Genomic DNA, 26,026 nt, shown 5'->3' on the forward strand with positions numbered 1-26,026 from the left:
TGTAGGAGCTGTCGAGTGCAACGAGGCTGCGATCTTTGAATGATGAAACTGGAGCAGCCTCGGCTGCTCTTTTGCTTTATGAGAGAACACCCATGACCGCCGCCAAAAACCGCATCCTAGAGCTGCGCGCTGAACTCGATCAGCACAACTACCGGTACCACGTCCTCGACGAGCCAAGCATTCCGGACGCCGAGTACGATCGGTTGTTCCACGAGCTCAAGGCACTGGAAGCGGCCAATCCGGAACTGATCACCAGCGACTCGCCTACCCAACGCGTCGGCAGCGTGGCGTTGACCGCGTTCACCCAGGTGCGCCACGAAGTGCCGATGCTCAGCCTCGGCAACGCCTTCGAAGAAACCGACATGCGCGAGTTCGACCGCCGGGTGACCGAAGGTCTGGATCTGCCGGCCGGTGATCTGTTCGGTGGCGGCGCCGCGGTGGAATACAGTTGCGAGCCGAAACTCGATGGCCTGGCGGTCAGCCTGCTGTATCAGGACGGTGTACTGGTGCGTGGCGCCACCCGCGGCGATGGCACCACCGGTGAAGACATCAGCGTCAACGTGCGCACCGTGCGCAACATCCCGTTGAAGCTGCATGGCGAGGGCTGGCCGGCGACCCTGGAAGTGCGCGGTGAAGTGTTCATGTCCAAGGCCGGTTTCGAGCGCCTCAACGCCTCGCAACTGGAAGTCGGCGGCAAGACCTTCGCCAACCCGCGCAACGCCGCTGCCGGCAGCCTGCGTCAGCTGGATTCGAAGATCACCGCCAACCGCCCGCTGGAGTTCTGCTGCTACGGCATCGGTCAGGTCTCACACGATATTTCCGACACCCACATCGGCAACCTCAAGCAATTGCAGAAGTGGGGCATGCCGATCAGCCACGAGCTGAAACTGGCCAAAGGCATCGACGAGTGCCTGGATTACTACCGCGACATCGGCGAACGGCGTAACTCGCTGGCCTACGAAATCGACGGTGTGGTGTTCAAGGTCAACAGCATCGCCGATCAGCGTGAGCTGGGCTTCCGTGCCCGCGAACCGCGTTGGGCGATCGCGCACAAATTCCCGGCCATGGAAGAACTCACCGAACTGCTCGACGTGGAATTCCAGGTCGGCCGTACCGGCGCCGTCACTCCGGTGGCGCGGCTGAAACCGGTCAAGGTCGCGGGTGTCACCGTGGCCAACGCCACCCTGCACAACATGGACGAAGTGGCGCGCCTGGGCCTGATGATCGGCGATACGGTGATCATCCGCCGCGCCGGTGACGTGATCCCGCAGGTGGTGCAAGTGGTCACCGAACGCCGCCCCGAGAATGCACGTCCTGTAGCGATTCCGGAGAACTGCCCGGTCTGCGGCTCTCATGTCGAGCGCACGCAACTGGTCAAGCGCAGCAAGGGCAAGGAAACCATCAGCGAAGGTGCGGTGTACCGCTGCGTCGGCCGTCTGGCCTGTGGTGCGCAACTGAAGCAGGCGATCATTCACTTTGTCTCGCGCCGGGCGATGGACATCGAAGGCCTCGGCGACAAGAGCGTCGAGCAACTGGTCGACGAAGGCCTGGTCAGTTCGCCGGCCGATCTGTATGCGTTGAAGTTCGACGACATTGTCGATCTGGAAGGCTTCGCCGAAGTCTCCAGCAACAAGCTGCTGGCAGCCATCGAAGACAGCAAGCAACCGGGACTGGCGCGGTTCATTTATGCGCTGGGCATTCCCGATGTCGGTGAGGAAACGGCCAAGGTCTTGGCGCGCTCGCTGGGGTCGCTGGAGCGCGTGCAGCAGGCGTTGCCGCAAGTGCTGACCTACCTGCCGGACATCGGCCTGGAAGTGGCGCACGAGATTCACAGCTTCTTTGAAGATGCGCACAACCAGCAGGTGATCACCGAGTTGTTGGGGCATGGCCTGCAGATTCAGGATCAGGGTGAACTCGGCGCCGAATTTGCCGCCAGCACCACGCTTGGCGGCTTGCTCGACAAACTGCACATCCCTTCGGTCGGCCCGGGCGGTGCGCAGAAACTGGCGGACAAATTCGGTTCGCTGCAAGCGGTAATGAATGCTGATTGGCTGGACATGCGCCAGGCGTTGCCGGAGAAGCAGGCCAATTCTGTTCGCGAGTTTTTTGCTGTGCCTGAGCACCGGCAAATCGCCGAGTCTGCCGAAAAACAGCTGCGTGATTTCGGCATGCACTGGCTGAGCGAGAAGAAAGTCGTCGAAGGCCTGCCACTGTCCGGCGAGACCTGGGTGCTGACTGGCAAGGTCGAGTTGATGAGCCGCGATGTGGCCAAAGAACACCTGGAAAGCCTCGGCGCCAAAGTTGCCGGCTCGGTCTCGGCGAAAACTCATTGCGTGGTGGCGGGGCCGGGGGCTGGCTCGAAGCTGACCAAGGCCAATGAGCTGGGCGTGAAGGTGATGGATGAAGAGACGTTTATCGCGTTCCTCAAAACCCACGGTATTTCTGCCTGATACCTTTTAGGTCGGCAGTTTGTTTTTGTGGCGAGGGAGCTTGCTCCCGCTCGGCGACGAAGTCGGCGCAAAACCACCATCCTCGGTATTTCAGGATAAATGAGGTCGCGTGGTTTTGGGGCTGCTTCACAACCCCGGCGGGAGCAAGCTCCCTCGCCACATCGGCAGTGTCACTCAGTAGCTGCGCTGTATTCGGGAACATTGTTGTCTTCAGGATGATCTAGTCTTGGCAAGCCCCAGGGAGAGATCGCCATGTACCGCTTTTTCGAGCAGCTCAGTTCTCGCATCGTCGCGCCGTTCATGGGCGAGTCTTCACGCAACAGCAAAATCTGGCCGTGCCGCTGCGGCCAGTCGCTGTTCTTTCGCAACAGTCAGTGCCTGGCGTGCAGCGCCATGCTGGGCTATCAGCCTGAAGAAAGTCGCCTGACCTCGCTGCAGCCGGGGCCGCAGGACGGTCGCTGGACACTCGATGCCGATCCCGGCGCCGGACTGTTTCGCCGCTGCGCCAACCTCGACACGCCCGCCGCGTGCAACTGGCTGCTGCCGGATAACGGTCACGACAGCCTGTGCATCGCCTGCAGCCTCAATCGCACCATCCCCGATCTCTCGGTGCCGGAAAACCCCGAACGCTGGCGCAAGGTCGAAATCGCCAAGCGCCGACTGGTGGCGCAACTGATCACCCTCGGCCTGCCGGTCATCCCGAAAACCGTGGACGAAGCGACCGGTCTGGCCTTCGACTTCATCGGCATCGACCTCGAAGGCAACGCGCCGATGACCGGCCACGCCAACGGCCTGATCACCCTCGACATCAAAGAAGCCGACGACGCTCATCGCGAGCAGGTGCGGGCGGCGATGCATGAACCCTATCGCACGCTGCTCGGGCATTTCCGGCATGAGGTCGGGCATTACTACTGGGACCGCTTGATCGCCAACGGCCCGTGGCTCGAGTCGTTCCGCCAGCTGTTCGGCGACGAGCGCGCCAGTTACGCCGAAGCACTAGACCGTCACTATCAGCAAGGTGCCCCGCTGGACTGGCCGCAACACTACGTCAGCGCTTACGCGACCATGCACCCGTGGGAAGACTGGGCGGAAACCTGGGCGCATTACCTGCATATGATGGACGCGGTGGATACCGCGCTGGGTTTCGGCATGAGCGCGCGGGAAATGGACTTCGACTACCAGCCGTTCCCGTCCAGCACGCTGTACGACCCGGAGCACCCCGGAGGCGCGGCGTTCCTGTCGTTCGTCAACGCCTGGATCGAACTAGCGGGCATGCTCAACGAGCTGTCACGCAGCATGGGTCAGCCGGATTTCTACCCGTTCGTGCTACCGGCGGCGGCGATTGCCAAGTTGCACTTCATCCATCTGGTGATCCAGCAGGCGGGCGGCAAGGCGGATGAGGTGTTGCAGGCGCAATAGCAAGTGCTTGAAGCCCTTCATATTTTTTATCTGAAACCAACGGTTGTAACTTCGCTTCAGATAGGTACAATGGCGCGGCTCGCCGATAGGTGAGTGTCGTTATGGTGACCCCATCGGTCCCCCCGCAACGATTACCCGTGAACCTGGTCAGAGCCGGAAGGCAGCAGCCACAGCGGGAACATTGTGTGCCGGGGTGTGGCTGGTGGGGTTACCACCTTAACGAACAACCAACGCTTCAACAGAACTGCATGGGTTTCGCCCACTGCGGTTTTTTTATGCCTGCGATTCGAGCTGTCACGCCAGCCCCTGTGGGAGCGATCCTGCTCGCGAAGGCTGCCCCCCGATGCCTGTTCAGTCACCAAGGCTGAACAGTGGCATACTCCACCGTCTTGCTGCGCGCGTCGTTGACAAGTTCGCGCCCTGGCTACGAGGTTGTATGCACCCGGAACATCACGATTTATCCACCGCCGTGTACTTGCCTGTGACGGACGAGACCTGCGCGAGCCTGTTGCAGCCCGAGGGCGCGAAAATCCTCGGTGAGCTGACGGATGCGCAATTGGCCGCCGTGCTGGTGATTCAGAATCTGGCCCAGGCCGCCGAAAAGGATCTCACCGCCACGGCGGCGGAGAAGGTGCTGGCGCGGCTGATCGCCTGGGCGGTCGATGGCGGGGCAGGGCTGCTGTCCGAGGCGCAGCGGCTGTTCGATCCGCGCCAGTTGTACTTCGGCCTGAACGCCATCAGGGGATTGAACCTGCGTCTGCTGTTGGCCGAAGAGGTGTCGGCGCAGGATTACCTGCTGCCCGATGGCAAGTGGGACGACGAGTTCAAGACGCGCCACCACGCGGTCAACAATCCGTTCAGTCAGCAGATGATCAGCCCGGCGCACCGCGAGCGCTGGCTCAGCGCTGCGCAAGACAAACTGGTCAGAACCTTCCGCGCCAACCTCGATGAAGACCTGCACGTTCAAGGCTACGCCGGGATCGGCAAGAGCCACCTGGTCGGCGCGTTGACCGAGTGCCTGCGCCCAGAGAAAACCCTGCTGCTGGCACGCACCCCGGAAAAACTCGCGACCCTGTGCCAGCGCATGGGCGTAGGCAGTGAGCGCAAGCCCGGCATCACCTTTGAGGCGTTCGCGCGCGGGCTGATTTACGGGCGCAAGCCGCAGCCGGCAGGGGGCGCCGGCCGAGTCGCGAGCAAGCAGAGCCTGGCGCAGGAGCTGAACATCCTCGGCTTTCGCGAGCATGACGCGCAAAGGACCCTCAACGTCTGTCTGGAAACCCTTGAGCGCTATTGCCACTCCCGGGATTACAGCCTGTCGGCGCATCATCTGCCGTATTTCAAACTGTCCTTGTCCAGCCTTGAGTCCAAGGTGCTGCTGGAATATTCGAGCCGCGTGTGGACTTACCTCGAGGCCAACCCGGCGTGGGGCCGGCAGAGCGGCTTTGAAGCCTTGTTGCTGATCAAACGGGCGAGCCTTGCCGGCTGCGTGGTGCCGCCGCGCTATACCCACGTGCTGATCGACGAGAGCCAGGACATTCCCGCTTCACTGCTGCAGATTATCGAGCGCGGCCGGCAGGTGCTGATCACGCTGGGGGATGAGTATCAGCATGCCGAGCGCGATCTGGTGAAAAGAAAGCGTGAAGTGCGCCAGAGCGATATCACCTATTCGGTGCGCTCGGGGCGCAATGTCGAGCGTCTGGTCAATCCGCTGATTTCCCGGCACTCGGAAAAGAGCAAGGTGCCTTTCGAGGGCGCACGTGAGGCGGATGTCGGCATCGAGTTTTACCCACAGGGCTTTGTCCCGCCCGAAGGTTGTGTGGTGCTGACGGCATCCCCGTGGGACACCATGAAGTGGGCCATGCAACTGCACGATGCCAATTGCCTGTTCTGCTTCGCCGACATGCAGGCGCAGCGCGACCTCGAGCACTTCATGACCAGCGCCATCGAGTTGTTCAAGGTGGATTACTACAGTTCCACGCACAGCGAGAAGGGCCCGCATCGCTATTTCAGTGACTTGCCGAAGTGGCAACAGGTGCGCGATGCCAATCAGTTCGACGAGGCGTTTCTGTGGGTCGAGGCCGAGCTGGAGAAAGGTTTCAAGGTCGCTGACCTGACCCGGCTCAACCGGATGATCGGCGGCCGCGGCAAGAGCTGCCTGCTGATGCAGGCGCAGGAGGCGGGCGGCATGGAGTTCGACCGCGTTCTGCTGACGCCTGAGCTGCTGACCAACGTGCAGTTCAAGGACGCCTACGCGTTCGACCAGCGGATCTGCGCCGTGTACATCGCCATCTCCCGCGCCCGGCAGCAGCTTTACCTGCCGTACGATGTGGTCGAGTGGATCGAGTTTCACGACTACCAGAAATTCCGCGAGTCGCACGGTTACTGAATAATTCTCCGTCGGAAATGTGCTCCTGTGGGAGCGGGCTTGCTCGCGAAGGCGGTGTGCCAGTTAACGCATCAGGTGACTGACACACCGCCTTCGCGAGCAAGCCCGCTCCCACAATGGGTTATGGGATGGCTTCAGCGGACCCGGTATACAACCGGATAATGTCATCAATCTCCCCCGACATTTTCATCCGCAACAACGTGCGCAAGATCCGCTGCACCGGCACCTGCGGGTCATTCCTCACATAGCAGCCGACCTGCTGCTCCTGCAGCACCGCCACCCCGTGCAGTTGCTGCGCGGGTAGCAGGCGCTGGTTGAACCAGTCCAGCGTCCATTGATTGCTCACCGCATAGTGGTAGCGCCCGGCCAGGAGTTTTTCCAGCACTTGTTCCTGATTGCGCGCGTCGTCGCGTTGCAGGCGATCGGCGTCGAACAGCGGTTGCAGGGTCGGGTAGGTGTAGCCGAGCACGGTGCCGATCGATTGGCGTGCAAGGTTCGTCGGATCGACGCGTGGTGGTTGATCCTGGCGGCCGATCAGCAGATCGCGCTGGAACAGCAGCGGAATGCTCCAGATGTAATCGCCGGACTGATTCGGCAGCCACGATTGTGCGGCATAGCAGCGCACATCGACTTCACCGCGCTCCATGGCACTTTGTACTCGGGTGCGCGGCAGGACGTGGAATTCGGCGGGCACGCCGACCTGCGTCGCGAGGCTGAGCATGATGTCGTGGAGGATGCCCTGGGTCGGGCGGCCGTGGTCGATCTGCACCATCGGCATCGCCCAGCTGTCGGCCACGACAAAGCGCAGCGGCGGTTCGGACGCGCTCACGCTCAGACTGATCCCCAATAACGCTCCCAAGGCCCAACGCATAAATGCTCCGATGAGTCCCGATCCCGAGCCGATATTTCCCCGCCAACAGCAGCTTAGCCAGATTAGACGAGCACACCGGATGCAATTTTGCCCTTGCTCCGCTAGCATTAGCTGCTTCAGCTTCCTTCGTTGCGACGGTTTTCGATGAGTTATCAGGTTCTTGCACGTAAATGGCGTCCGCGCTCGTTCCGCGAAATGGTCGGCCAGACCCATGTGCTCAAGGCTCTGATCAATGCCTTGGACAGCCAGCGGCTGCACCACGCGTACCTGTTCACCGGTACCCGCGGGGTCGGTAAGACCACCATTGCGCGGATCATTGCCAAATGCCTGAACTGTGAAACAGGTATCACCTCCAGCCCCTGCGGCGAGTGTTCGGTGTGCCGCGAGATCGATGAAGGGCGTTTCGTCGACCTGATCGAGATCGACGCCGCGAGCCGGACCAAGGTCGAGGACACCCGCGAGCTGCTCGACAACGTGCAGTACGCGCCGAGCCGCGGGCGCTTCAAGGTCTACTTGATCGACGAAGTGCACATGCTCTCCAGCCATTCCTTCAATGCACTGTTGAAGACCCTTGAAGAGCCGCCGCCGTACGTCAAGTTCATCCTGGCGACCACTGATCCGCAGAAACTTCCGGCAACGATTTTGTCGCGCTGCCTGCAGTTCTCCCTGAAGAACATGACGCCTGAGCGCGTGGTCGAGCATTTGACCCACGTCCTCGGCGCCGAAAATGTGCCGTTCGAAGACGACGCCCTGTGGCTGCTGGGCCGCGCCGCCGACGGCTCGATGCGTGACGCCATGAGCCTGACCGACCAGGCCATCGCCTTCGGTGAAGGCAAGGTGCTGGCCGCCGACGTGCGGGCGATGCTCGGCACGCTGGATCACGGCCAGGTCTTCGACGTGCTGCACGCGCTGATCGAAGGCGATGCCAAGGCGTTGCTCGAAGCCGTGCGTCACTTGGCCGAGCAGGGGCCGGACTGGAACGGCGTGCTCTCGGAAATTCTCAATGTGCTGCACCGTGTCGCCATCGCCCAGGCATTGCCTGAAGGCGTCGACAACGGCCATGGCGACCGTGACCGCGTGTTGGCGCTGGCGCAGGCGCTACCGGCCGAAGATGTGCAGTTCTATTACCAGATGGGCCTGATCGGTCGCCGCGACTTGCCGCTGGCGCCGGACCCGCGTGGTGGGTTCGAGATGGTCTTGCTGCGGATGCTGGCCTTCCGGCCCGCGGACACGGCGGACGCCCCGAGGCAACCGCTAAAGCCAGTGGGGATCAGCCAGGCCACAGTTGATTCCGCAAACTCAGTGGCTGCCGCGCCTGAACCTGCGCCGGTAGTCGCTGCGGCTGTTGCGCCTGCACCGGTTGTTGCGCCAGCGCCAGCCCCGGCTCCTGAGCCAGCGCCTGTGGTGTCCGCTGTGCCGGTACCTGCGCCAGAACCAGAGCCTGAGCCAGTCGTCGCCGAAGCGGTAGTCGACCTGCCGTGGAACGATCCGGTCGAACCCGAGCCACAGCCCGAGCCGGTGCAACAACCAGCCGTCGAACCGGTGCTGGAAACCGCCGCCGAGCAGCCCGAGTTGCCGCCGATGCCGCTGCCGACCCCGGACAGCGTGGTGCCTGATGCACCGGAGTGGGCCGCGGCGCCGATTCCCGAGCCGTCGGTCGCCGACGTCGATGCCGCCACGCCGGGCATGGACCTCGACGACGAGCCGCCGCTGGACGAAGACTACATCGAGCCGGACATGGATTCGGCCTACAGCTACCTCGACGACCTGGCCAGCGAACACACCGCCGAGCCGGCCCCGGAACCCGAGCCGGAGCCTGCCGCCGCGCCGGCCACCGGTCTGGCGTTGCAATGGCTGGAGCTGTTCCCGCAACTGCCGATTTCCGGCATGACCGGCAGCATCGCCGCCAACTGCACGCTGATCGCGGTCGATGGCGACCATTGGCTGATGCACCTGGACCCGGCGCACAGCGCGCTGTTCAACGCCACGCAACAGCGGCGCCTGAACGATGCGTTGAACCAGTTCCACGGTCGCACGCTGACCCTGACCATAGAGCTGATCAAGCCCGAACAGGAAACCCCGGCGCAGGCCGCGTCGCGGCGCCGGGCCAACCGTCAGCGCGAGGCGGAGGAATCGATCCACGGTGATCCGTTCATCCAGCAGATGGTCCAGCAGTTCGGTGCGGTCGTGCGACACGATACTATTGAACCTGTCGATGCCTTGGTCGCCCAAGGTTAATAATTGAGGGCGTTCGGCGTTAAGCGCCGGGCGCTGTTTTGATCCAAGTACTTTTGAGGTGATTCCCATGATGAAAGGTGGCATGGCCGGCCTGATGAAGCAGGCACAGCAGATGCAGGAAAAAATGGCCAAGATGCAGGAAGAACTGGCCAACGCCGAAGTCACCGGCAAGGCCGGTGGCGATATGGTCACCGTGGTGATGACCGGTCGTCACGACGTGAAAAGCGTCAGCATCGACCCAAGCCTGGTTGAAGGCCTGAGCGAAGATGACAAGGAAATGCTCGAAGCCGTGGTCGCTGCCGCCGTCAACGACGCCGTGCGCAAGATCGAAGCCAACAGCCAGGAAAAAATGGGCAGCATGACCGCCGGCATGAACCTGCCAGCGGGTATGAAACTGCCATTCTGATTCGCCTTCGCGGGTTGGATGAGCTACACAAAATGCCAGGCATTGCGCCTGGCATTTTTGTTTCTGCCTGATTGTCATGTGCTGGCAGGGCTGACGCCTTCGCGAGCAAGCCCGCTCCCACATGTTGAAATGCATTCCCCTGTGGGAGCGGGCTTGCTCGCGAAGGCGTCGACTCGGACCAACTGAATAAACATCGAACCCACCACCGCCGCCAAAGGTCTGCTCCTTATACCCCCCGAATTCCCCCTTCACAGGAGACGCTGACATGTCCGACCCTCTGACCCTCAATCAACGCTTCGTCCTCGCCTCGCGCCCGGTTGGCGCGCCGACCCCGGAGAACTTCCGTCTGGAGCGCGAAGCGTTGCCGGACCTCGAAGACGGGCAGGTGCTGCTCAAGACCCTGTACCTGTCGCTGGACCCGTACATGCGCGGACGCATGAGTGACGCGCCGTCCTACGCCGCGCCGGTACAAATCGGCGAAGTGATGACCGGTGGCGCTGTCAGCCGTGTCGAGGATTCGCGTCATCCAAAATTCCACCCGGGCGATCTGGTGGTCGGCCTGACCGGCTGGCAGAGCCACAGCATCAGTGACGGGCGCAACATCATGCCGATCCCGTCCGGTCTGCCGAGCCCGTCGATGGCCCTCGGTGTGCTGGGTATGCCGGGGATGACCGCGTACATGGGGCTGATCGACATCGGTCAGCCGAAAGAAGGCGAAACCCTGGTGGTCGCTGCCGCGTCCGGTGCCGTCGGTTCGGTGGTCGGTCAGGTCGCGAAGATCAAGGGCTTGCGCGCTGTCGGCGTGGCCGGTGGCGCCGACAAATGCAAATACGTGGTCGAGGAGTTGGGTTTTGATGCCTGCATCGATCACAAGGCGCCGGACTTTGCCGAACAACTGGCCAAGGCTTGCCCGAAAGGCATCGACATCTATTACGAGAACGTCGGCGGGCATGTGTTCGATGCCGTGGTGCCGCTGCTCAACCCCAAGGCGCGGATCCCGCTGTGCGGGCTGATCGCCGGCTACAACGCCTCCGAAGCGCCGAAAGGCCCGGATCGTCTGCCGATGCTGCAACGCGCGCTGCTGACCAAGCGGGTGCGAATTCAGGGCTTCATCGTCTTTGATGACTACGGCGACCGTCAGCCGGAATTCATCAGCCACATGGTGCCGTGGGTGCGCGACGGCAAGGTGAAATTCCGTGAGGACGTGGTCGAGGGCCTGGAGCAGGCGCCCGAGGCGTTTATCGGTCTGCTGGAAGGGCGCAACTTCGGCAAACTGGTGGTGAAGGTTGCCCAGGACTGAGCATTTGACGCTGGCCGGAGGCGCGGGTATAAACCGCGTCTCGTTGTTTTGTCGGACTTTTTACCCATGAGCTTCAGCCCTTTGATTCGCCAACTGATCGACGCCCTGCGCACTTTGCCGGGCGTGGGTCAGAAAACCGCCCAGCGCATGGCGTTGCAGTTGCTCGAACGTGATCGCAGCGGCGGCACGCGCCTGGCCCAGGCCCTGAGCCAGGCTATGGAAGGGGTGGGTCACTGCCGTCAGTGCCGCACGCTGACCGAAGACGATCTGTGCCCGCAATGCGCCGACACACGCCGCGACGATACGCTGTTGTGCGTGGTGGAAGGACCGATGGACGTGTATGCGGTGGAGCAGACCGGTTTCCGTGGTCGCTACTTCGTGCTCAAGGGCCACCTGTCGCCGCTCGATGGTCTAGGCCCGGAAGCCATCGGTATTCCGCAGTTGATGGCGCGTATTGAAGAGGCGGGCACGTTTACCGAGGTCATCCTCGCCACCAACCCGACGGTGGAAGGTGAGGCGACCGCGCATTACATCGCCCAACTGCTCAGCAACAAAGGCCTGATCGCCTCGCGGATTGCCCACGGCGTACCGCTGGGCGGGGAGCTGGAGTTGGTGGATGGCGGAACGCTGGCGCATTCGTTTGCCGGGCGTAAGCCGATTTCCCTCTGAGTTACAGGGTGTCTGAACAGACGCCTTCGCGAGCAAGCCCGCTCCCACAGTTGATCGAGTTGATTCAGATTGAATGCGGTCGAATGTGGGAGCGGGCTTGCTCGCGAATGGCGCACTTCGGTCTGACTGATTCACACAAACCTATTGAAAACCAAGCAAGCGCTCGGTTAACGTCGGCCAACCCTTCAGTGGAGTTCGCCGATGCCTGCCTTCCAGGAATACTTCGACCCCAGCCACCAAATGGTCCGCGACAGCGTCAGACGGTTCGTCGAGCGCGAGATCCTGCCGGACATTGATGCGTGGGAAGAAGCCGAAAGCTTTCCCCGTGAGCTGTACCTGAAGGCCGGGGCGGCGGGGATTCTCGGCATCGGTTATCCCGAAGCGCTGGGTGGCAGCCACGAAGGTGATGTGTTCGCCAAGGTTGCCGCCAGCGAAGAGCTGATGCGCTGCGGCTCCGGTGGTTTGGTCGCCGGCCTCGGTTCGCTGGATATCGGCCTGCCACCGATCGTCAAATGGGCCCGGCCCGAGGTGCGCGACCGTGTCGTGCCGTCAGTGCTCAGCGGCGAGAAAATCAGCGCACTGGCGATTACCGAACCCGGCGGCGGTTCCGACGTCGCCAACCTGCAAACCCGCGCCGTGCGTGACGGCGACGTCTACCGGGTGAGTGGCAGCAAGACCTTCATCACCAGTGGCGTACGCGCCGATTTCTACACCGTCGCAGTGCGCACCGGAGCGCCGGGTTTCGGCGGCATCAGCCTGCTGTTGATCGAGAAGGCCACCCCTGGCTTCAGCGTAGGCCGCCAGTTGAAGAAAATGGGCTGGTGGGCCTCGGACACCGCTGAACTGTTCTTCGACGAATGCAGGGTGCCTGTGGGCAATCTGATCGGCGCGGAGAACATGGGCTTCGCCTGCATCATGGGCAATTTCCAGAGCGAACGGCTGGCGCTGGCGCTGATGGCCAACATGACTTCGCAACTGGCATTGGAACAGGCGCTGAAGTGGGCGCGCGAGCGTGAGGCGTTCGGCAAACCGATCGGCAAGTTCCAGGTGATCAAGCATCGGCTGGCCGAAATGGCCACGGCACTGGAAGTATCGCGCGAGTTCACCTACCGCCAGGCGGCGAAAATGGCGGCGGGGCAGAGCGTGATCAAGGAGATTTCCATGGCGAAGAACGTTGCCACGGACACCTCCGACCGGATCACCAGCGAAGCGGTGCAGATTCTTGGCGGTCTGGGATACATGCGCGAAAGTCTGGTGGAGCGGCTGTATCGGGATAACCGCATTCTGTCGATCGGCGGCGGGACGCGGGAGGTGATGAACGAGATCATCAGCAAGCAGATGGGGCTTTAGGTTTTGCGGTGAGGCTGCAGGCCCCTTCGCGAGCAAGCCCGCTCCCACAGGAGAATGCATTCAACTGTGGGAGCGAGCTTGCTCGCGAAGGCGGCCTGAAGGGCGCTACTTATTTATCGGTCAACGCAAACTGCGTCAGACAGAAAGTAGGAATCCCCATATCTTCCAGACGCTGCGACCCACCCAGCTCCGGCAGATCAATGATCGCCGCCGCTTCATGCACCCGTGCGCCCATGCGGCGGATCAGGTTGGCGGCTGCGATCAGCGTGCCACCGGTGGCAATCAGGTCATCGAACATCACCACCGAATCGCCTTCGCACAGGCTGTCGGCGTGCACTTCGAGGAACGCTTCACCGTATTCGGTCGCATAACCCTCGGCCAACACGTCCGCCGGCAGTTTGCCCTGCTTGCGGAACAGCACCAGCGGCTTGTTCAACTGATAGGCCAGCACCGAGCCGATCAGGAAGCCGCGCGCATCCATCGCGCCGATATGAGTGAAGTCGGCTTCCACATAACGGTGGGCGAAGCTGTCCATCACCAGGCGCAGGGCCTTGGGCGACTGGAACAGCGGGGTGATGTCGCGAAAGATCACGCCCGGTTTCGGGAAGTCGATCACGGGGCGGATCAGGGATTTGATGTCGAAGGAGTCGAAGACCATCGTCGAGGTGTCCTGGCTGGGCTGCAAACGGCGCAGTATACCCGCGGCTGAAACGCTTCGCTCAACCGCGGATCGAGATCAGCCTTCGAGCGAGCCGCCGGCCAGGGCGCAGAGCTGGATCGGGTCGAGGATGTGGATCTCTTTGCCCTCGGCGGCGATCAGTTCGTTCTGCTGGAACCGGGTGAACACCCGCGACACGGTTTCCACCGCGAGGCCCAGATAGTTGCCGATTTCGTTGCGCGACATGCTCAGGCGGAACTGGTTGGCCGAGAACCCGCGAGCGCGGAAGCGTGCCGACAGGTTGACCAGGAACGTGGCAATGCGCTCGTCGGCGGTTTTCTTCGACAGCAGCAGCATCATTTGCTGGTCGTCGCGGATCTCGCGGCTCATCACCCGCATCAACTGACGGCGCAGCTGTGGCAGTTGCAGGGCCAGTTCGTCGAGGCGTTCGAAGGGAATTTCACAGACCGAGGTGGTTTCCAGGGCCTGGGCCGACACCGGGTGTTTCTCGGTGTCCATGCCGGACAGGCCGACCAGTTCGCTCGGCAGGTGGAAACCGGTGAGCTGTTCTTCGCCGCTGTCGCTCAGGCTGAAGGTCTTCAGGGCGCCGGAGCGTACTGCATAAACGGAATCGAAAGTGTCGCCCTGGCGGAACAGGAACTCGCCTTTTTTCAGCGGGCGGCCACGTTTAACGATTTCGTCCAGCGCATCCATGTCTTCCAGATTCAGAGAAAGTGGCAGGCAGAGAGGAGCCAGGCTGCAATCCTTGCAATGGGCCTGGTTGTGAGCGCGCAGTTTAACTGGCTCGGACATTTCTTAAATCCTTGTGGGAAAACACACATAAGCCGTAAGGGTAACCCACGGGAGGACATTCAGGCCAGTCTGCGGCGAGTTTGTCCCACGGGCGTAAAGCCGCAGGGCAAGTGGCCGATAAAGGGGTATCACCACGCATGCAAGGAATCGCTTCGATGGCTGCCATTGACACGCTGAACCCCGGTAACAGCGGCGTTGCGTCTGTACCGAGCACCGCCAGGACGGTGTCCGGCGACGAGCAGGATGCCGTCTCGGCGTCGCTGGCAACCCCGACCTTGGTCGAGGGTGTCAAAGTGTCGCTGTCCCATGCCTCGATCGAAAAAGCCTTCAGCGCCGGTGGCGAGAACAGCGACATCGAAGACAGTGGCCTGCCGGAAAACGTCCAGCAATTGCTGAAGATGATCCGCAAATTGCAAAAGGAAATCGCCGAGAAGAAAGCCCGGATGGCGGCGGTTATGGCTGACAAGAGGCTGACCAACGAAGCCAAGGTCAACATGCTCGCCGCGCTGCGCGGTGCCATCGCCGCGCTGAATACCGGGCTGATCAGCGCCAATCTGGCCCTGTCCAAAGTCATGGACCAGTCCGGCCTCACCTCCGAGCAGAACCTCAAGCTCGGCTCACTGCTGACGAAAAACTAGATCACCCGCGAAAAACGCTGCCGGTTCTGCTGTTCCAGATACGCGTCGAATACCATGCACACCGAGCGCACCAGCAGGCGTCCGGCCGGCAGCACTTCGATCCGCTCGCGTTCCAGATTGATCAGCCCATCGTTGGCCATGCCTTGCAGTTGCGGCCACAGCGCGCCGAAGTAACCCTGAAAATCGATGTTGAACGCCTGCTCGATCTCGGCGAATTCCAGGCTGAAATTGCAGATCAGTTGCTGGATCACCGCGCGGCGCAGGCGATCGTCGGCATTGCACACCAGGCCCCGGCTGGTCGCCAGTTGCGCGGCGGCGAGAGTGTTCTGGTACTGGTTCAGATCGCTATTGTTCTGGCAGTAGAGATCGCCGATCTGGCTGATCGCCGACACCCCCAGACCAATCAGATCGCAATGGCCGTGTGTGGTGTAGCCCTGGAAGTTGCGCTGCAGGGTCTGTTCTTCCTGAGCGATTGCCAGCTCATCATCGGGCAGGGCGAAGTGGTCCATGCCGATGTAGCGGTAGCCGGCGGCGGTCAGTTGTTCGATGGTGCGCTGGAGCATTTCCAGTTTTTGCGCAGGGCTTGGCAGTTCGTGGCTGTTGATCCGCCGCTGCGGCATGAAGCGCTCCGGCAAGTGCGCGTAGTTGAACACCGAGAGCCGGTCCGGTTGCAGGCTGATGACTTCCTCAACGGTGCGCGCGAAGTTTTCCGGGGTCTGCTTGGGCAGGCCATAGATCAGGTCGATGTTGATCGAGCGAAATTGCAGGGTGCGCGCCGCGTCGATGACTGCGCGGGTCTCCTCAAGGCTTTGCAGGCGATTGACCGCGCGTTGCACCGCCGGATCGAGGTCTTGCAGGCCGATGCTGACCCGGTTGAAACCCAGTTCACGTAGCAGGCCCATGGTCGACCAGTCGGCCTCGCGTGGGTCGATCTCGATGCCGTAATCGCCGGAATCGTCATCCAGCAGATTGAAGTGTTTGCGCAGGTGCGCCATCAGCTGACGCAGTTCGTCATGGCTGAGAAAAGTCGGGGTGCCGCCGCCGAAGTGCAATTGCTCGACTTTCTGCGCCGGCTCCAGATGGCAGGCGATCAACTGGATTTCCTGCTCCAGGCGCTGCAGATACGGCTGTGCCCGCCCGCGATCCTTGGTGATGACTTTGTTGCAGGCGCAGTAGTAGCAAATGTTCGCGCAGAACGGCACGTGAACATACAGCGACAACGGGCGCAGCGCCTTGCGGCTGTCGCGCAGGGCATGGAACAGGTCGAAGGTGCCGACCTGGCTGTTGAATTGCACGGCCGTCGGATACGAGGTGTAGCGCGGCCCCGCCAGGTCGTAGCGGCGGATCAGATCAGTGTCCCAACGAATGGCGTCGAGCATGCGGGCATTCCCCCGGATAGGCTGGCAGTGTGGCGAGTCTATCGGGGTGCGGCGACGGGGCTCTTGATTTGCATCAACGGCGGGTTGGTAGTGACTGCTTTTGTGGCGAGGGAGCTTGCTCCCGCTGGACTGCGCAGCAGGCCCCTGGTTTTGCTGTCAAATCGGGAGGGGCGCTTCGCACCCCAGCGGGAGCAAGCTCCCTCGCCACAGTTTTAGTGACCCATCAACCAATGTTGGTGAGGGCCAGGAAGCGTCCAGATGCCGAACAGAATCACCAGCAAGCCCCCGGCCATGCGCACGCTGCGTTTGCGCAGCAACGCCGTCACGCGCTCGGCCGCCAGCCCTGTGGCGAGCAGCACTGGCCATGTCCCCAGCCCGAACGCCAGCATCAACAGCGCACTGTCCAGCGCATTGCCCTGGCTCGCCGACCACAGCAGCGTGCTGTAAACCAGTCCGCAGGGCAGCCAGCCCCATAGTGCGCCGAGCAGCAACGCGCGGGGCAAACTCGACACTGGCAGCAGCCGATTGGCCACCGGCTGAATGTAACGCCACAAACCGCGACCCAGGCTTTCGATGCGGGTCAGGCCGCTCCACCAGCCGGCCAGATACAGGCCCATCGCAATCAGCAGCAACCCGGCGAGGATGCGCATGAACATCGCCGCCGGGCTGTTCGCCACCGCCCAGCCAGCCAGGCCGATCAGCAATCCAGCGGTCGCGTAACTGAGGATGCGCCCCAGGTTATAGGCCACCAGCAAACGAAAGCGTCGGCTGCGCTGTTCCTTGGGAATCGCCAGCGTCAGTGCGCCCATCAGGCCGCCGCACATGCCCAGGCAATGCCCGCCACCGAGCAAACCGAGGATCAGCGCCGAGACCAGCAGGGGCGCCAGTTCAAGCATGGGGTGGCGCCTTGTCGTCCGGTTTGTCGGATTTGGCATCGTCCACGGCGGCAGTGTGGTTCGGGTCCTGATCGTCGAACAGGATGCTGTGGGCCGGGCCGTCGAGGTCGTCGTACTGCCCGCTGTCCACCGCCCAGAAGAAGATGTACACGGCGATGGCCACGATCAGCAGGGCGGCCGGGATCATCACGTAAAGAGCTGGCATCGGTACTCCAGGGCCGTGCGGCTCAGGCCGGCAACGGGCGGGTTTCTGAACGGGTGCCGGCAACCGGCGCGCTCGGCAGGCGAGTCAGGCGCAGGGCGTTGAGCACCACGGTCAACGAACTGATCGACATGCCGACCGCGGCCCACACCGGAGTGATCCAGCCGAGGGCGGCGAACGGCAACATGAGGCCATTGTACAGCGCCGCCCACAGCAGGTTCTCGATGATTACCCGACGGGTTCTGCGCGCTAGCGTGAAGGCTTGCACCAGCGCGTCGAGACGGTTGGACAGCAGCACCGCGTCGGCACTGGTTTTCGCCAGATCCGTGGCCGAACCCATGGCCACGCTGATGTCGGCAGCGGCCAGCACCGGTACGTCATTCACCCCATCGCCGAGCATCAACACCTTGCGTCCTTCTTGATGCAACTGTTGCAGCACCTGCAATTTGTCGTCCGGGCGCAGACCGCCACGGGCCTCGTCGATGCCCAGTTCCGCGGCGACGCTGGCGACCATCGGCGAACTGTCGCCGGACAGCAGCAGCGTACGCCAGCCTCGGGCCTTGCACGCGGCGAGCAGGGCGGGTGCGTCGTCGCGCAGGCAATCGTCGAGAACGAACCATGCCAGCGGCCCTTGATCGTCTCCAAGCAGCAGCCATTGGCCCGGTTCATCCGGCATCGCCGGCACAGGTGCGCCGCTGAGGTCGCAGACGAATTCGGCCTGCCCGATGCGCAAGCGCTGTGCGTCGACCAATCCTTCCAGCCCAAGCCCCGGCGTGCTGTGCACTTCCTCGGCGGCCAGTGGCGCACGCCCGAAGGCGCGGGCTATCGGGTGTTCCGAACGGTTTTCCAGAGCGGCGGCCAGGCTCAGGCACTGGTCGCTGTTCAACGTGCCCAGTGGGCGAATCGAACGCAAAACCAGTCGCCCTTCGGTGAGGGTGCCGGTCTTGTCGAAGATCACCGTGTCGATCTGGTTCAGGCCTTCCAGCACGTGGCCGCGCGTCAGCAACAGGCCGAGTTTGTGCAGGGTGCCCGTGGCAGCGGTCAGCGCCGTCGGGGTCGCCAGCGATAGCGCGCAAGGGCAGGTCGCGACCAGCATCGCCAGGACGATCCAGAACGCCCGTGACGAGTCCAGCTGCCACCACAACAGGCCGATGGCCGCCGCTGCAATCAGCGACAACAGCAGGAACCATTGCGCGGCGCGGTCGGCGATTTCCGCCAGTCGCGGTTTCTCGGCCTGGGCGCGATCGAGCAGGCGGACGATGGCCGACAGGCGTGTGTCCTGACCCAGCGCCAGCACCTCGACGGTCAACGCGCCTTCGACGTTCAGCGTGCCGGCGGTGACCGCATCGCCGAGGGTGCGCGGTTGTGGCAGGTATTCACCGGTCAGCAGCGATTCGTCGATGCTCGACTGGCCGTCGAGGATCTTGCCGTCCGCCGGCAGGATCGAACCCGGTTGCACCAGCACCCGGTCACCCAGGCGCAATTCGCTGAGCAGAATGCGTTCGCTCTGGCCATTGGCGTCGAGGCGCAGGCACGAGGCCGGCAGCAGGTTCACAAGCTGCGCGGTAGCAGCGGCGGTGCGTTCGCGGGCGCGACGCTCCAGATAGCGCCCGGCAAGGAGAAACAGCGCGAACATCCCGACCGCATCGAAATACAGCTCGCCGACCCCGGTGATCGAGGTCCAGATCCCGGCGATGTAGGCACTGCCGATCGCCAGCGACACCGAGACGTCCATGGTCAGATGTCGGGTGCGCAAATCGCGCATGGCGCCCTTGAAGAACGGCGCGCAGCTGTAGAACACGATCGGCGTGGTGAGGAACAGCGCGACCCAACGCAGGATCGTGTGCAGTTCGGGACTGAGGTCGATGTTGAATTCCGGCCAGGTCGCCATGGTCGCCATCATTGCCTGGAACCACAGCAATCCGGCGACGCCGAGTTGGCGCAGCGCCAGACGGTTTTCGCTGGCCAGTTGTTCGCTGGCGCGGTCGGCCTGATACGGGTGGGCGGCGTACCCGATGTGGCGCAGTTCGGCGAGGATCTGGCTCAGTGGCAATTGCGCATCCGCCCATTGCACATGCAGGCGATGGTTCGACAGATTGAGCCGCGCCTCGGCCACGGCCGGCAGGGTGCGCAGGTGTTTCTCGATCAGCCAGCCGCAGGCGGCGCAACTGATGCCTTCCATCAACAGGGTGGTTTCGGCGAGTTCGCCATCGTGACGGACGAAAGGTTTTTGCACGTCGGCGCGGTCGTACAGCGCCAGTTCATCGGTCAATTGCACCGGCAGTGCTTCAGGGTTGGCCGAGGCTTCGCTGCGATGCTGGTAATAGCTTTCCAGACCACCGGCGACGATGGCTTCGGCCACGGCCTGACAGCCGGGGCAGCAGAACTCGCGGGACTCCCCGAGCACGACGGCGGTGAAGCGGCTGCCCGACGGGACGGGCAGAGCGCAGTGGTAGCAGGGGAGTGGGGTGGTCATTTGTGATGCCGTGCAAATCTATTGTGGCGAGGGAGCTTGCTCCCGCTCGGCTGCGAAGCAGTCGTATGGCAGCAATTCATTCTGCCTGAATGAACCGGGAAGCTGGTTATAGGGGCGCTTCGCACCCCAGCGGGAGCAAGCTCCCTCACCACAGTGCAGATTTTTATTTATCCAGGTCTTCGGCGCCCTGCAGCGGTTCGTCACCGAGCAGCAGATCCTTGTCATGGCTGACCTGTTCCTCTTCGAACATGCGCCACACGTGGTCGTCCTGAGTGCCCAGCAATTCGACAAAACGCCGGCCGTCGACCTTGTCGCCCAACTGGCCGATGTAACGGCCGGTTTCGGTTTCGCTGCGGGTCAGGACGATCTTGCGATCCTTCTCCGGCTGGGTCGGCGAGATCAGGTTCAGTTCCAGGGTTTTCGGCTGGCTGTCACCGCTCAGGCGCAGATCGACTTCGCCAGTGACGTCATCCAGATGCACGTTGGCGCGCATCTTCAGATTCTGCGCCAGCAGTTCGCGATCCAGTGAACGATTGATGCCTTTGCCGGCCTCGTAGTAGTTGTCGTTGACCAGGTTGTCCGGGTTGTTCACCGCAATGGTCACCATCGACAGGGTCAAGGTCACCGAACAGGTCAGGATCCCGATGATGATCCATGGCCAAAGGTGCTTGTACCAAGGGCTTGCGGCGTTTGCTGCGGGCATGTTCAGTTCTCTCAACGGGTTTGTGGGCCGATGAATCGGCTCTTGGCTTCAACGTGGACGCTGTCGTCGTCGGCATCCTTGAGGATGAATTTCACCTCGTTGGTGCTCGACGGCAATTGTTCCGGTGCGCTCGACAACTCCACCGGCATGCTGAAAATTTCGCCGGCCGGCACCTTGATCTCGCGTTTGCCTTGCAGGCGCAGATCCGGCAGACCGGCGGCCTCCAGCACGTAGGTGTGGTCGCGCTGATCCTTGTTCATGATCTTCAGGCTGTAGACGTTTTCGATCCGGCCTTCGGCGTTTTCGCGGTACAGCACGCGGTCCTTGCTGACGTCGAACCCGACCAGTGAGCGCATGAAGAACGCGGTGACCAAAAGACTGATCATCGCCAGCAGCACTACCGCATAGCCGATCAGGCGTGGCCGCAGTTTATGGGTTTTCTGTCCGGAGAGGTTGTGTTCGGTGGTGTAGCTGATGAGGCCACGCGGGTAGTCCATCTTGTCCATGATGGCGTCGCAGGCGTCGATGCACGCGGCGCAACCGATGCACTCGATCTGCAGACCGTCACGAATGTCGATGCCGGTCGGGCACACCTGAACGCACATGGTGCAGTCGATGCAATCGCCCAGCCCCAGGGCCTTGTAGTCGACACCTTTCTTGCGCGGGCCACGGCTTTCGCCGCGACGCGGATCGTAGGAAACGATCAGCGTGTCCTTGTCGAACATCACGCTCTGGAAGCGTGCGTACGGGCACATGTAGATACACACCTGTTCACGCAGCCAGCCGGCATTGCCGTAGGTGGCGAGGGTGAAGAACCCGACCCAGAAATACGACCAGCCATCGGCCTGGCCGGTGAAGAACTCGAACACCAGTTCGCGGATCGGCGAGAAGTAGCCGACGAAGGTCATGCCGGTGACGAAGCCGATCAGCAGCCAAAGCGAATGCTTGGCGAGTTTGCGCAAAAACTTGTTGCCGCTCATTGGCGCTTTATCGAGCTTGATGCGCTGGTTGCGGTCGCCTTCGGTGACCTTCTCGCACCACATGAATATCCATGTCCACACGCTTTGCGGGCAGGTATAGCCGCACCAGACACGGCCGGCGTAGACGGTGATGAAGAACAGGCCGAACGCCGCGATGATCAGCAGGCCGGACAGCAGAATGAAATCCTGCGGCCAGAAGGTCGCACCAAAGATGAAGAATTTACGCTCCGGCAGGTTCCACCACACCGCCTGATGCCCGCCCCAGTTCAGCCACACCGTACCGAAATACAGCAGGAACAGCGCGGCGCCGCCCACCATCCGCAGATTGCGGAACAGACCGGTGAAGGCACGGGTGTAGATTTTTTCTCGGGAGGCGTAAAGATCGACGCTGTTGTTCGCGTTTTTGCTCGGTGGTGTGACGTCGTGTACCGGAATCTGGTTGCTCATCATTGCATCCCACGGCAGTGGAAAAATGCCTCGGTCGATACGTGCCGACCGCGGTCAGAAAGGGGTGTTGCAGTGGCGCAATGATACGCCTGTCGCTCTGGCTCAAGGGTGCGACCTTTGGTCGCGTTGGGAAAAAAGCTTTATTGGTGTAGCGAATGCAGCAAAGCCTGATGCAGATCAATTGACTTGATGAGTATGGACAGTTTTCGCGCTGTCGCTCGCTCATTGTTCCCATGGATTGATCAGAGCGACGCCGCTCGACTGGAAATCGCCGACGTTACGAGTGACCACCGTGAGCCCGTGCACCAGGGCAGTGGCGGCGATCAATGCATCGCTTTCATTGGTCTGGTCGGGTACATGCAGGCTGGCGCAGCGTAGTGCAACCGCAGCATCGACCGGCAGGATTCGTGCTTCGAAGGCCGGCATGACGTGACGCGTCAGCCAGCTGCGCAACAGCTTTCCTTGCGCAGGATCACGCCGTTCCATTCGTAGTACCCCGGTTTCCAGTTCTTTCAAGGTAATGGCCGAGATGTACAGGCGCGGTGCGATGACGCTTTTGGCCCAACTGACGACATTGGCATCGGCTTGCGGCTTGCGAAGTTCGGAAATCACATTGGTGTCGAGTAAATACATCAGGACAGATCCACAGGACGATGAATGATGACTGCGCGCTCGGTTTCGAAATCGATGTCGGCAGCCTCCGGCATGACCAGCAAGTCGACAATGCTGGCGTTTGCACCGCTCAGTTTCTGAAATTCCTCAATGCTCAACAGTACGTGAGAGGCCTTGCCACGGTCGGTGATGATCACTGGACCCAGACGTGCAGCCTTTTTGGCGCCGCTGGTGTCCTGATTGAATTCACGGCTTGAGATGGTGGTGATTGCCATCATGGTAGACCTCTCGCAATACAGGTGTAGCAACGTTACTACTTCGCCTTCGGTGCGGCAATCGAGGAGGACCGGGCTCAGCCGTCCGTTGGTCGGTCCCTGGCTGGCGTCAGTCGAGCCGGCCTCGCCAAAGGTGGAGACCGGCTCGGGATTATTCAGACCTGACTTCAAGACTCAGGGAAGCCTGCCGCCGCCCAGGCTGTCGAGGCTGCCGGTATTTCTGTGGGGTTTTGTGGTGTGGCGGGATTCGGGTTGCAACGGATTGCCCAGTGTCACGGCAATCGATTCCGCGGGGTGATCTGATGCTTCGATTGCGTGATTGTTATCAGCGAGGTTCTGATCATCCGAGAGACGGTTCTTGTCGTCATTCAACATAGTGGCTTCATCCTTGAAGTTGCTCCGATGCGGATCATCGGGCTGTGGAAGACCCTACAGAGCATTGTTGATCGAGTCCATCAGGCATGTGTCTCAAAGTATTAATTTCAATAACTGTGCCGATGTTGCAGAAATATCATTAGTTAATTGAAGGCTTTTAATTTTTTATTGTTTTCGAATAGCTTTGCGGCTGTTCTGCAGCGTACTAGTTGCATGTTCATGTTTTGATGGTTAACTAAATAGTGGAGTGTTATGAGAATCAAGGAAGTTAAAAAGCTTTTCGCGTGTCTGTGCCTGTTGTCACTGACTTCTTTGGCCAGTGCCAACGAAAGTGCGCCGCAACACATGGTATTCGCCTCGGATCCGCAATACCCGTGGACGGAAAAATCGGACAGTGGTGAAGATGAATCGAGCGCGGATTTCGAAAAGCGCGCGAAATGGCTGGTGGAAACCCAGTTCGCGAGTATTGCCCAGTTCCGCAACGAGATGGGCGGGCAGGCTGCAGTACCATTGATGATCAATGGTGACATGACCGCGTTCGGCCATGGCTGGCAGCGTTCTTATGTCGGATCGATGTTGAAGAAATACTTTGGCGATCACGTGCTCTACGGATTGGGTAATCACGATTATCAGAACAATGTGAATGACTGTTTCAGTGAGAATTGCGCCGCGGGCAGTATTGTTGATTACCGTGATCATCATGTCGATAAAGTCGACCAGTTCGATCTGGAAGTGAGCGGCAGTTTTCTGAACAAGCACTATCTGGGTAGTCTGGCTTATTCAAAGAATATCGGTGAAGTGCATCTGGTGCAGTTGAACAATGAACCGACTTACGCGGTGAAGATTTCCCATGCCTTGAATCCGACTACATTCGATATCAAACACTCGCTGGATTGGCTGGAAACTGATTTGCGGATCGCGCGGGCGCAGGGTTACGCGATCATTATCAACATGCACAAACCCTATGACTGGGCGGGTAGTCGGGATCAGGAAAAGCGCTTTCGCGACATGATCGAAAAGTATCAGGTGACGGCGATGTTCGCCGGCCACTTCCACGACGAGGGTGGTAGCCAGACCTATATGGGGAGCGTGCCGATGTTTCTCAGCGGTTCAGCTTCTCAGCAGACGTACCTGACCGCCACTTTTTCAAAGGATCGCAAGCAACTGGAGGTAAGTCTGGTCGAGGACAATCAGTGGCGCAAACGTACACCGGTGGCCACCGTGCCGGTGAAGTCGATCTGGGCCAGTGCCCCATAAAAAATCCCCCGCCAGAGCACTGGCGGGGGATTCTTCATTGCATCAAGCCCTGGCTTTACTGCGCCTCGGCTTCCGGCGCTTTTTCACCGTGGGACAGGCTGTAAACGTAAGCCGCCAGCAGGTGCACCTTGTCGTTACCTTGCAGTTGTTCCTGCGCAGGCATCTGGCCCTGACGGCCGTAACGGATGGTCTGCTGCAGTTGCGCGAAGCTCGAGCCGTAGATGAACGCGGCCGGGTGGGTCAGGTTAGGCGCGCCCATCGCCGGGGTGCCTTTGCCTTCGGGACCGTGGCAGGCCACGCAGTTGGCGGCGAAGAGTTTCTGGCCGTTGGCCGGGTCAGCCTTGGTGCCTTCCGGCAGTTTACGGCCATCAAGTTGAGTCACCACGAAGGCTGCGACGTCGGCTACACCTTGTTCGCCAATCACTTCGGCCCAGGCCGGCATCACTGCGTGACGACCGCCCATGATGGTGGTCTTGATGGTTTCCGGCTCGCCACCCCAGCGCCAGTCGGCGTCGGTCAGGTTCGGGAAGCCATAGGCGCCCTTGGCGTCGGAACCGTGGCACACCGAGCAGTTGGAGGCGAACAGACGGCCACCCATTTTCAAGGCTTGCGGATCCTTGGCGACTTCCTCGATCGGCATCGCCGCGAACTTGGCGAAGATCGGACCGAACTTGGCGTCCGAGCGGGCCATTTCCTTTTCCCATTCGTGCACGCCGGTCCAGCCGGTCTTGCCGTTGGCGAACGCGGTCTGCTTGTCGTTATCGAGGTAGTTGTAGCCCGGCAGCAGGCCTTTCCAGTTGCCCAGGCCCGGGTACAGCACCAGATAACCCAAGGCGAACACGATGGTGCCCACGAACAGCATGAACCACCATTTCGGCAGTGGGTTGTCGTACTCCTCGATCCCGTCGAAGGAGTGGCCGACCGTTTCGTCCGTCTGTTCGCTGCGCTGGCCCTTACGGGTCGACAGCAGCAGCCAGGTCAGGGCGAAGATCGTACCGAGACTGAGGACTGTGACGTACAGACTCCAGAATGTAGTCATTCTTTGTTACTCCTAGAAGCTTGCTCGACGTGCTTGATGGCTTCGGGATCATCCGCAAAAGGCAGCAAGGTTGCGTCTTCAAACTCCGACTTGCGCTTGGGGCTGAACACCCACAACGCCAAACCGATGAAGGCCACCATCACGACAACGGTGCCCAGGCCTCGAATCATCCCGATATCCATTAAGA

At 61.3% G+C, this 26,026-nt stretch carries 24 protein-coding genes and 1 other RNA gene; 11 read left to right on the top strand and 14 right to left on the bottom strand.

Translation table 11 applies throughout. The features are described from left to right. The first annotated feature begins 92 nt into the window (after positions 1-92). The 4 genes from ligA to AC27VU_RS06290 all read left to right on the top strand — a co-directional run bounded on the left by ligA (position 93) and on the right by AC27VU_RS06290 (position 6,255). A complete protein-coding gene (gene ligA / locus AC27VU_RS06275; protein ID WP_488723677.1) occupies positions 93-2,450 on the top strand; it encodes an NAD-dependent DNA ligase LigA in 2,358 nt (785 codons plus the stop codon). Between the two features lie 252 nt (positions 2,451-2,702). Beyond that, on the top strand, positions 2,703-3,869 hold the full coding sequence (locus tag AC27VU_RS06280; RefSeq protein WP_488723678.1) for a zinc-binding metallopeptidase family protein: 1,167 nt from the start codon (positions 2,703-2,705) through the stop codon (positions 3,867-3,869). A 111-nt stretch (positions 3,870-3,980) separates the two neighbouring features. Then, positions 3,981-4,077: signal recognition particle sRNA small type (ffs, locus tag AC27VU_RS06285), an RNA gene on the top strand. A 228-nt stretch (positions 4,078-4,305) separates the two neighbouring features. Beyond that, positions 4,306-6,255, top strand: coding sequence for a hypothetical protein (locus AC27VU_RS06290; RefSeq protein ID WP_473019194.1), 1,950 nt, complete (start codon positions 4,306-4,308; stop codon positions 6,253-6,255). Between the two features lie 121 nt (positions 6,256-6,376). Here the strand turns inward: AC27VU_RS06290 and AC27VU_RS06295 are convergent, their stop codons facing one another. Beyond that, complete coding sequence (locus AC27VU_RS06295; RefSeq protein ID WP_488723679.1) at positions 6,377-7,126, bottom strand: substrate-binding periplasmic protein; 750 nt, start codon at positions 7,124-7,126, stop codon at positions 6,377-6,379. Between the two features lie 144 nt (positions 7,127-7,270). Here AC27VU_RS06295 and dnaX point away from each other — a divergent pair, with 144 nt between their 5' ends. The 5 genes from dnaX to AC27VU_RS06320 all read left to right on the top strand — a co-directional run bounded on the left by dnaX (position 7,271) and on the right by AC27VU_RS06320 (position 13,089). Continuing rightward, positions 7,271-9,364 (top strand): DNA polymerase III subunit gamma/tau, encoded by a 2,094-nt coding sequence (dnaX, locus tag AC27VU_RS06300; protein WP_488723680.1) that lies wholly within the window; start codon positions 7,271-7,273, stop codon positions 9,362-9,364. A 67-nt stretch (positions 9,365-9,431) separates the two neighbouring features. Next, positions 9,432-9,770: a YbaB/EbfC family nucleoid-associated protein gene (locus tag AC27VU_RS06305; RefSeq protein WP_003223337.1), complete on the top strand. Its 339-nt coding sequence runs from the start codon at positions 9,432-9,434 to the stop codon at positions 9,768-9,770. Between the two features lie 265 nt (positions 9,771-10,035). Next, complete coding sequence (locus AC27VU_RS06310) at positions 10,036-11,070, top strand: NADP-dependent oxidoreductase (protein WP_488723681.1); 1,035 nt, start codon at positions 10,036-10,038, stop codon at positions 11,068-11,070. 66 nt (positions 11,071-11,136) lie between these two features. Then, the gene (gene recR / locus AC27VU_RS06315) at positions 11,137-11,739 is read left to right on the top strand and encodes a recombination mediator RecR (RefSeq protein WP_003223341.1); all 603 of its coding nucleotides are present in this window, start codon (positions 11,137-11,139) and stop codon (positions 11,737-11,739) included. Positions 11,740-11,940: 201 nt separating this feature from the next. Then, a complete protein-coding gene (locus AC27VU_RS06320) occupies positions 11,941-13,089 on the top strand; it encodes an acyl-CoA dehydrogenase family protein (RefSeq protein WP_488723682.1) in 1,149 nt (382 codons plus the stop codon). A 109-nt stretch (positions 13,090-13,198) separates the two neighbouring features. On the opposite strand, the gene AC27VU_RS06325 is transcribed toward AC27VU_RS06320, so the two are convergent. Both AC27VU_RS06325 and fnr read right to left on the bottom strand, forming a co-directional pair. After that, a complete protein-coding gene (locus tag AC27VU_RS06325; protein WP_003223345.1) occupies positions 13,199-13,747 on the bottom strand; it encodes an adenine phosphoribosyltransferase in 549 nt (182 codons plus the stop codon). Between the two features lie 78 nt (positions 13,748-13,825). Continuing rightward, a complete protein-coding gene (gene fnr, locus AC27VU_RS06330; protein ID WP_003223347.1) occupies positions 13,826-14,560 on the bottom strand; it encodes a fumarate/nitrate reduction transcriptional regulator Fnr in 735 nt (244 codons plus the stop codon). Between the two features lie 155 nt (positions 14,561-14,715). Between fnr and AC27VU_RS06335 the strand changes: the two genes are divergently transcribed. Further along, on the top strand, positions 14,716-15,198 hold the full coding sequence (locus AC27VU_RS06335; RefSeq protein ID WP_488723683.1) for a hypothetical protein: 483 nt from the start codon (positions 14,716-14,718) through the stop codon (positions 15,196-15,198). On the opposite strand, the gene hemN is transcribed toward AC27VU_RS06335, so the two are convergent. The 9 genes from hemN to AC27VU_RS06380 all read right to left on the bottom strand — a co-directional run bounded on the left by hemN (position 15,195) and on the right by AC27VU_RS06380 (position 23,543). Next, the gene (gene hemN / locus AC27VU_RS06340; RefSeq protein ID WP_003223350.1) at positions 15,195-16,577 is read right to left on the bottom strand and encodes an oxygen-independent coproporphyrinogen III oxidase; all 1,383 of its coding nucleotides are present in this window, start codon (positions 16,575-16,577) and stop codon (positions 15,195-15,197) included. The genes AC27VU_RS06335 and hemN overlap by 4 nt on opposite strands. 212 nt (positions 16,578-16,789) lie before the next feature. After that, on the bottom strand, positions 16,790-17,473 hold the full coding sequence (locus AC27VU_RS06345; protein WP_103485067.1) for a sulfite exporter TauE/SafE family protein: 684 nt from the start codon (positions 17,471-17,473) through the stop codon (positions 16,790-16,792). After that, entirely contained in the window at positions 17,466-17,678 is a 213-nt protein-coding gene (ccoS, locus tag AC27VU_RS06350; protein WP_488723684.1) for a cbb3-type cytochrome oxidase assembly protein CcoS, read from the bottom strand. The genes AC27VU_RS06345 and ccoS overlap by 8 nt, the downstream gene beginning before the upstream one ends. Before the next feature lie 22 nt (positions 17,679-17,700). Further along, positions 17,701-20,151 carry a heavy metal translocating P-type ATPase gene (locus AC27VU_RS06355; RefSeq protein ID WP_488723685.1) on the bottom strand — a complete coding sequence of 817 codons (2,451 nt, stop codon included), beginning with the start codon at positions 20,149-20,151 and terminating at the stop codon, positions 17,701-17,703. A 163-nt stretch (positions 20,152-20,314) separates the two neighbouring features. Continuing rightward, a complete protein-coding gene (locus tag AC27VU_RS06360) occupies positions 20,315-20,854 on the bottom strand; it encodes a FixH family protein (RefSeq protein ID WP_488723686.1) in 540 nt (179 codons plus the stop codon). A gap of 11 nt (positions 20,855-20,865) precedes the next feature. Further along, on the bottom strand, positions 20,866-22,281 hold the full coding sequence (gene ccoG, locus AC27VU_RS06365; protein ID WP_003223360.1) for a cytochrome c oxidase accessory protein CcoG: 1,416 nt from the start codon (positions 22,279-22,281) through the stop codon (positions 20,866-20,868). 222 nt (positions 22,282-22,503) lie between these two features. Beyond that, positions 22,504-22,914, bottom strand: coding sequence for a type II toxin-antitoxin system VapC family toxin (locus tag AC27VU_RS06370; protein ID WP_003223364.1), 411 nt, complete (start codon positions 22,912-22,914; stop codon positions 22,504-22,506). After that, the gene (locus tag AC27VU_RS06375) at positions 22,914-23,168 is read right to left on the bottom strand and encodes a type II toxin-antitoxin system Phd/YefM family antitoxin (RefSeq protein WP_045122727.1); all 255 of its coding nucleotides are present in this window, start codon (positions 23,166-23,168) and stop codon (positions 22,914-22,916) included. The genes AC27VU_RS06370 and AC27VU_RS06375 overlap by 1 nt, the downstream gene beginning before the upstream one ends. Before the next feature lie 174 nt (positions 23,169-23,342). Next, on the bottom strand, positions 23,343-23,543 hold the full coding sequence (locus AC27VU_RS06380) for a hypothetical protein (protein ID WP_103485061.1): 201 nt from the start codon (positions 23,541-23,543) through the stop codon (positions 23,343-23,345). Between the two features lie 252 nt (positions 23,544-23,795). On the opposite strand from AC27VU_RS06380, the gene AC27VU_RS06385 reads away from it, so the two are divergent. Further along, complete coding sequence (locus tag AC27VU_RS06385; RefSeq protein WP_488723687.1) at positions 23,796-24,800, top strand: metallophosphoesterase family protein; 1,005 nt, start codon at positions 23,796-23,798, stop codon at positions 24,798-24,800. A gap of 55 nt (positions 24,801-24,855) precedes the next feature. Here the strand turns inward: AC27VU_RS06385 and ccoP are convergent, their stop codons facing one another. Beyond that, positions 24,856-25,839, bottom strand: a complete 984-nt coding sequence (ccoP, locus tag AC27VU_RS06390; RefSeq protein WP_003223372.1) for a cytochrome-c oxidase, cbb3-type subunit III — start codon at positions 25,837-25,839, stop codon at positions 24,856-24,858. Further along, positions 25,836-26,021 carry a CcoQ/FixQ family Cbb3-type cytochrome c oxidase assembly chaperone gene (locus tag AC27VU_RS06395; protein ID WP_003175465.1) on the bottom strand — a complete coding sequence of 62 codons (186 nt, stop codon included), beginning with the start codon at positions 26,019-26,021 and terminating at the stop codon, positions 25,836-25,838. Before AC27VU_RS06395 ends, ccoP begins: the two co-directional genes overlap by 4 nt. Positions 26,022-26,026: the final 5 nt, after the last annotated feature.

The sequence above is a fragment of the Pseudomonas sp. 14P5.3.2 genome, from assembly GCF_057799175.1.

Excerpts from the sequence above, each read along its gene's own strand:
- dnaX (WP_488723680.1), top strand. The coding sequence starts at position 7,271 with ATGAGTTATCAGGTTCTTGCACGTAAATGGCGTCCGCGCTCGTTCCGC.
- AC27VU_RS06320 (WP_488723682.1), top strand. The coding sequence starts at position 11,941 with ATGCCTGCCTTCCAGGAATACTTCGACCCCAGCCACCAAATGGTCCGC.
- AC27VU_RS06395 (WP_003175465.1), bottom strand. The coding sequence starts at position 26,021 with ATGGATATCGGGATGATTCGAGGCCTGGGCACCGTTGTCGTGATGGTG.
- AC27VU_RS06385 (WP_488723687.1), top strand. The coding sequence starts at position 23,796 with ATGAGAATCAAGGAAGTTAAAAAGCTTTTCGCGTGTCTGTGCCTGTTG.
- hemN (WP_003223350.1), bottom strand. The coding sequence starts at position 16,577 with ATGCTCGACGCCATTCGTTGGGACACTGATCTGATCCGCCGCTACGAC.
- ccoS (WP_488723684.1), bottom strand. The coding sequence starts at position 17,678 with ATGCCAGCTCTTTACGTGATGATCCCGGCCGCCCTGCTGATCGTGGCC.
- ligA (WP_488723677.1), top strand. The coding sequence starts at position 93 with ATGACCGCCGCCAAAAACCGCATCCTAGAGCTGCGCGCTGAACTCGAT.
- AC27VU_RS06375 (WP_045122727.1), bottom strand. The coding sequence starts at position 23,168 with ATGGCAATCACCACCATCTCAAGCCGTGAATTCAATCAGGACACCAGC.
- AC27VU_RS06295 (WP_488723679.1), bottom strand. The coding sequence starts at position 7,126 with ATGCGTTGGGCCTTGGGAGCGTTATTGGGGATCAGTCTGAGCGTGAGC.
- ccoG (WP_003223360.1), bottom strand. The coding sequence starts at position 22,281 with ATGAGCAACCAGATTCCGGTACACGACGTCACACCACCGAGCAAAAAC.
- AC27VU_RS06305 (WP_003223337.1), top strand. The coding sequence starts at position 9,432 with ATGATGAAAGGTGGCATGGCCGGCCTGATGAAGCAGGCACAGCAGATG.
- ccoP (WP_003223372.1), bottom strand. The coding sequence starts at position 25,839 with ATGACTACATTCTGGAGTCTGTACGTCACAGTCCTCAGTCTCGGTACG.
- AC27VU_RS06345 (WP_103485067.1), bottom strand. The coding sequence starts at position 17,473 with ATGCTTGAACTGGCGCCCCTGCTGGTCTCGGCGCTGATCCTCGGTTTG.
- AC27VU_RS06290 (WP_473019194.1), top strand. The coding sequence starts at position 4,306 with ATGCACCCGGAACATCACGATTTATCCACCGCCGTGTACTTGCCTGTG.
- fnr (WP_003223347.1), bottom strand. The coding sequence starts at position 14,560 with ATGTCCGAGCCAGTTAAACTGCGCGCTCACAACCAGGCCCATTGCAAG.
- AC27VU_RS06310 (WP_488723681.1), top strand. The coding sequence starts at position 10,036 with ATGTCCGACCCTCTGACCCTCAATCAACGCTTCGTCCTCGCCTCGCGC.
- AC27VU_RS06355 (WP_488723685.1), bottom strand. The coding sequence starts at position 20,151 with ATGACCACCCCACTCCCCTGCTACCACTGCGCTCTGCCCGTCCCGTCG.
- AC27VU_RS06380 (WP_103485061.1), bottom strand. The coding sequence starts at position 23,543 with ATGTTGAATGACGACAAGAACCGTCTCTCGGATGATCAGAACCTCGCT.
- AC27VU_RS06325 (WP_003223345.1), bottom strand. The coding sequence starts at position 13,747 with ATGGTCTTCGACTCCTTCGACATCAAATCCCTGATCCGCCCCGTGATC.
- AC27VU_RS06280 (WP_488723678.1), top strand. The coding sequence starts at position 2,703 with ATGTACCGCTTTTTCGAGCAGCTCAGTTCTCGCATCGTCGCGCCGTTC.
- AC27VU_RS06360 (WP_488723686.1), bottom strand. The coding sequence starts at position 20,854 with ATGCCCGCAGCAAACGCCGCAAGCCCTTGGTACAAGCACCTTTGGCCA.
- recR (WP_003223341.1), top strand. The coding sequence starts at position 11,137 with ATGAGCTTCAGCCCTTTGATTCGCCAACTGATCGACGCCCTGCGCACT.
- AC27VU_RS06335 (WP_488723683.1), top strand. The coding sequence starts at position 14,716 with ATGGCTGCCATTGACACGCTGAACCCCGGTAACAGCGGCGTTGCGTCT.
- AC27VU_RS06370 (WP_003223364.1), bottom strand. The coding sequence starts at position 22,914 with ATGTATTTACTCGACACCAATGTGATTTCCGAACTTCGCAAGCCGCAA.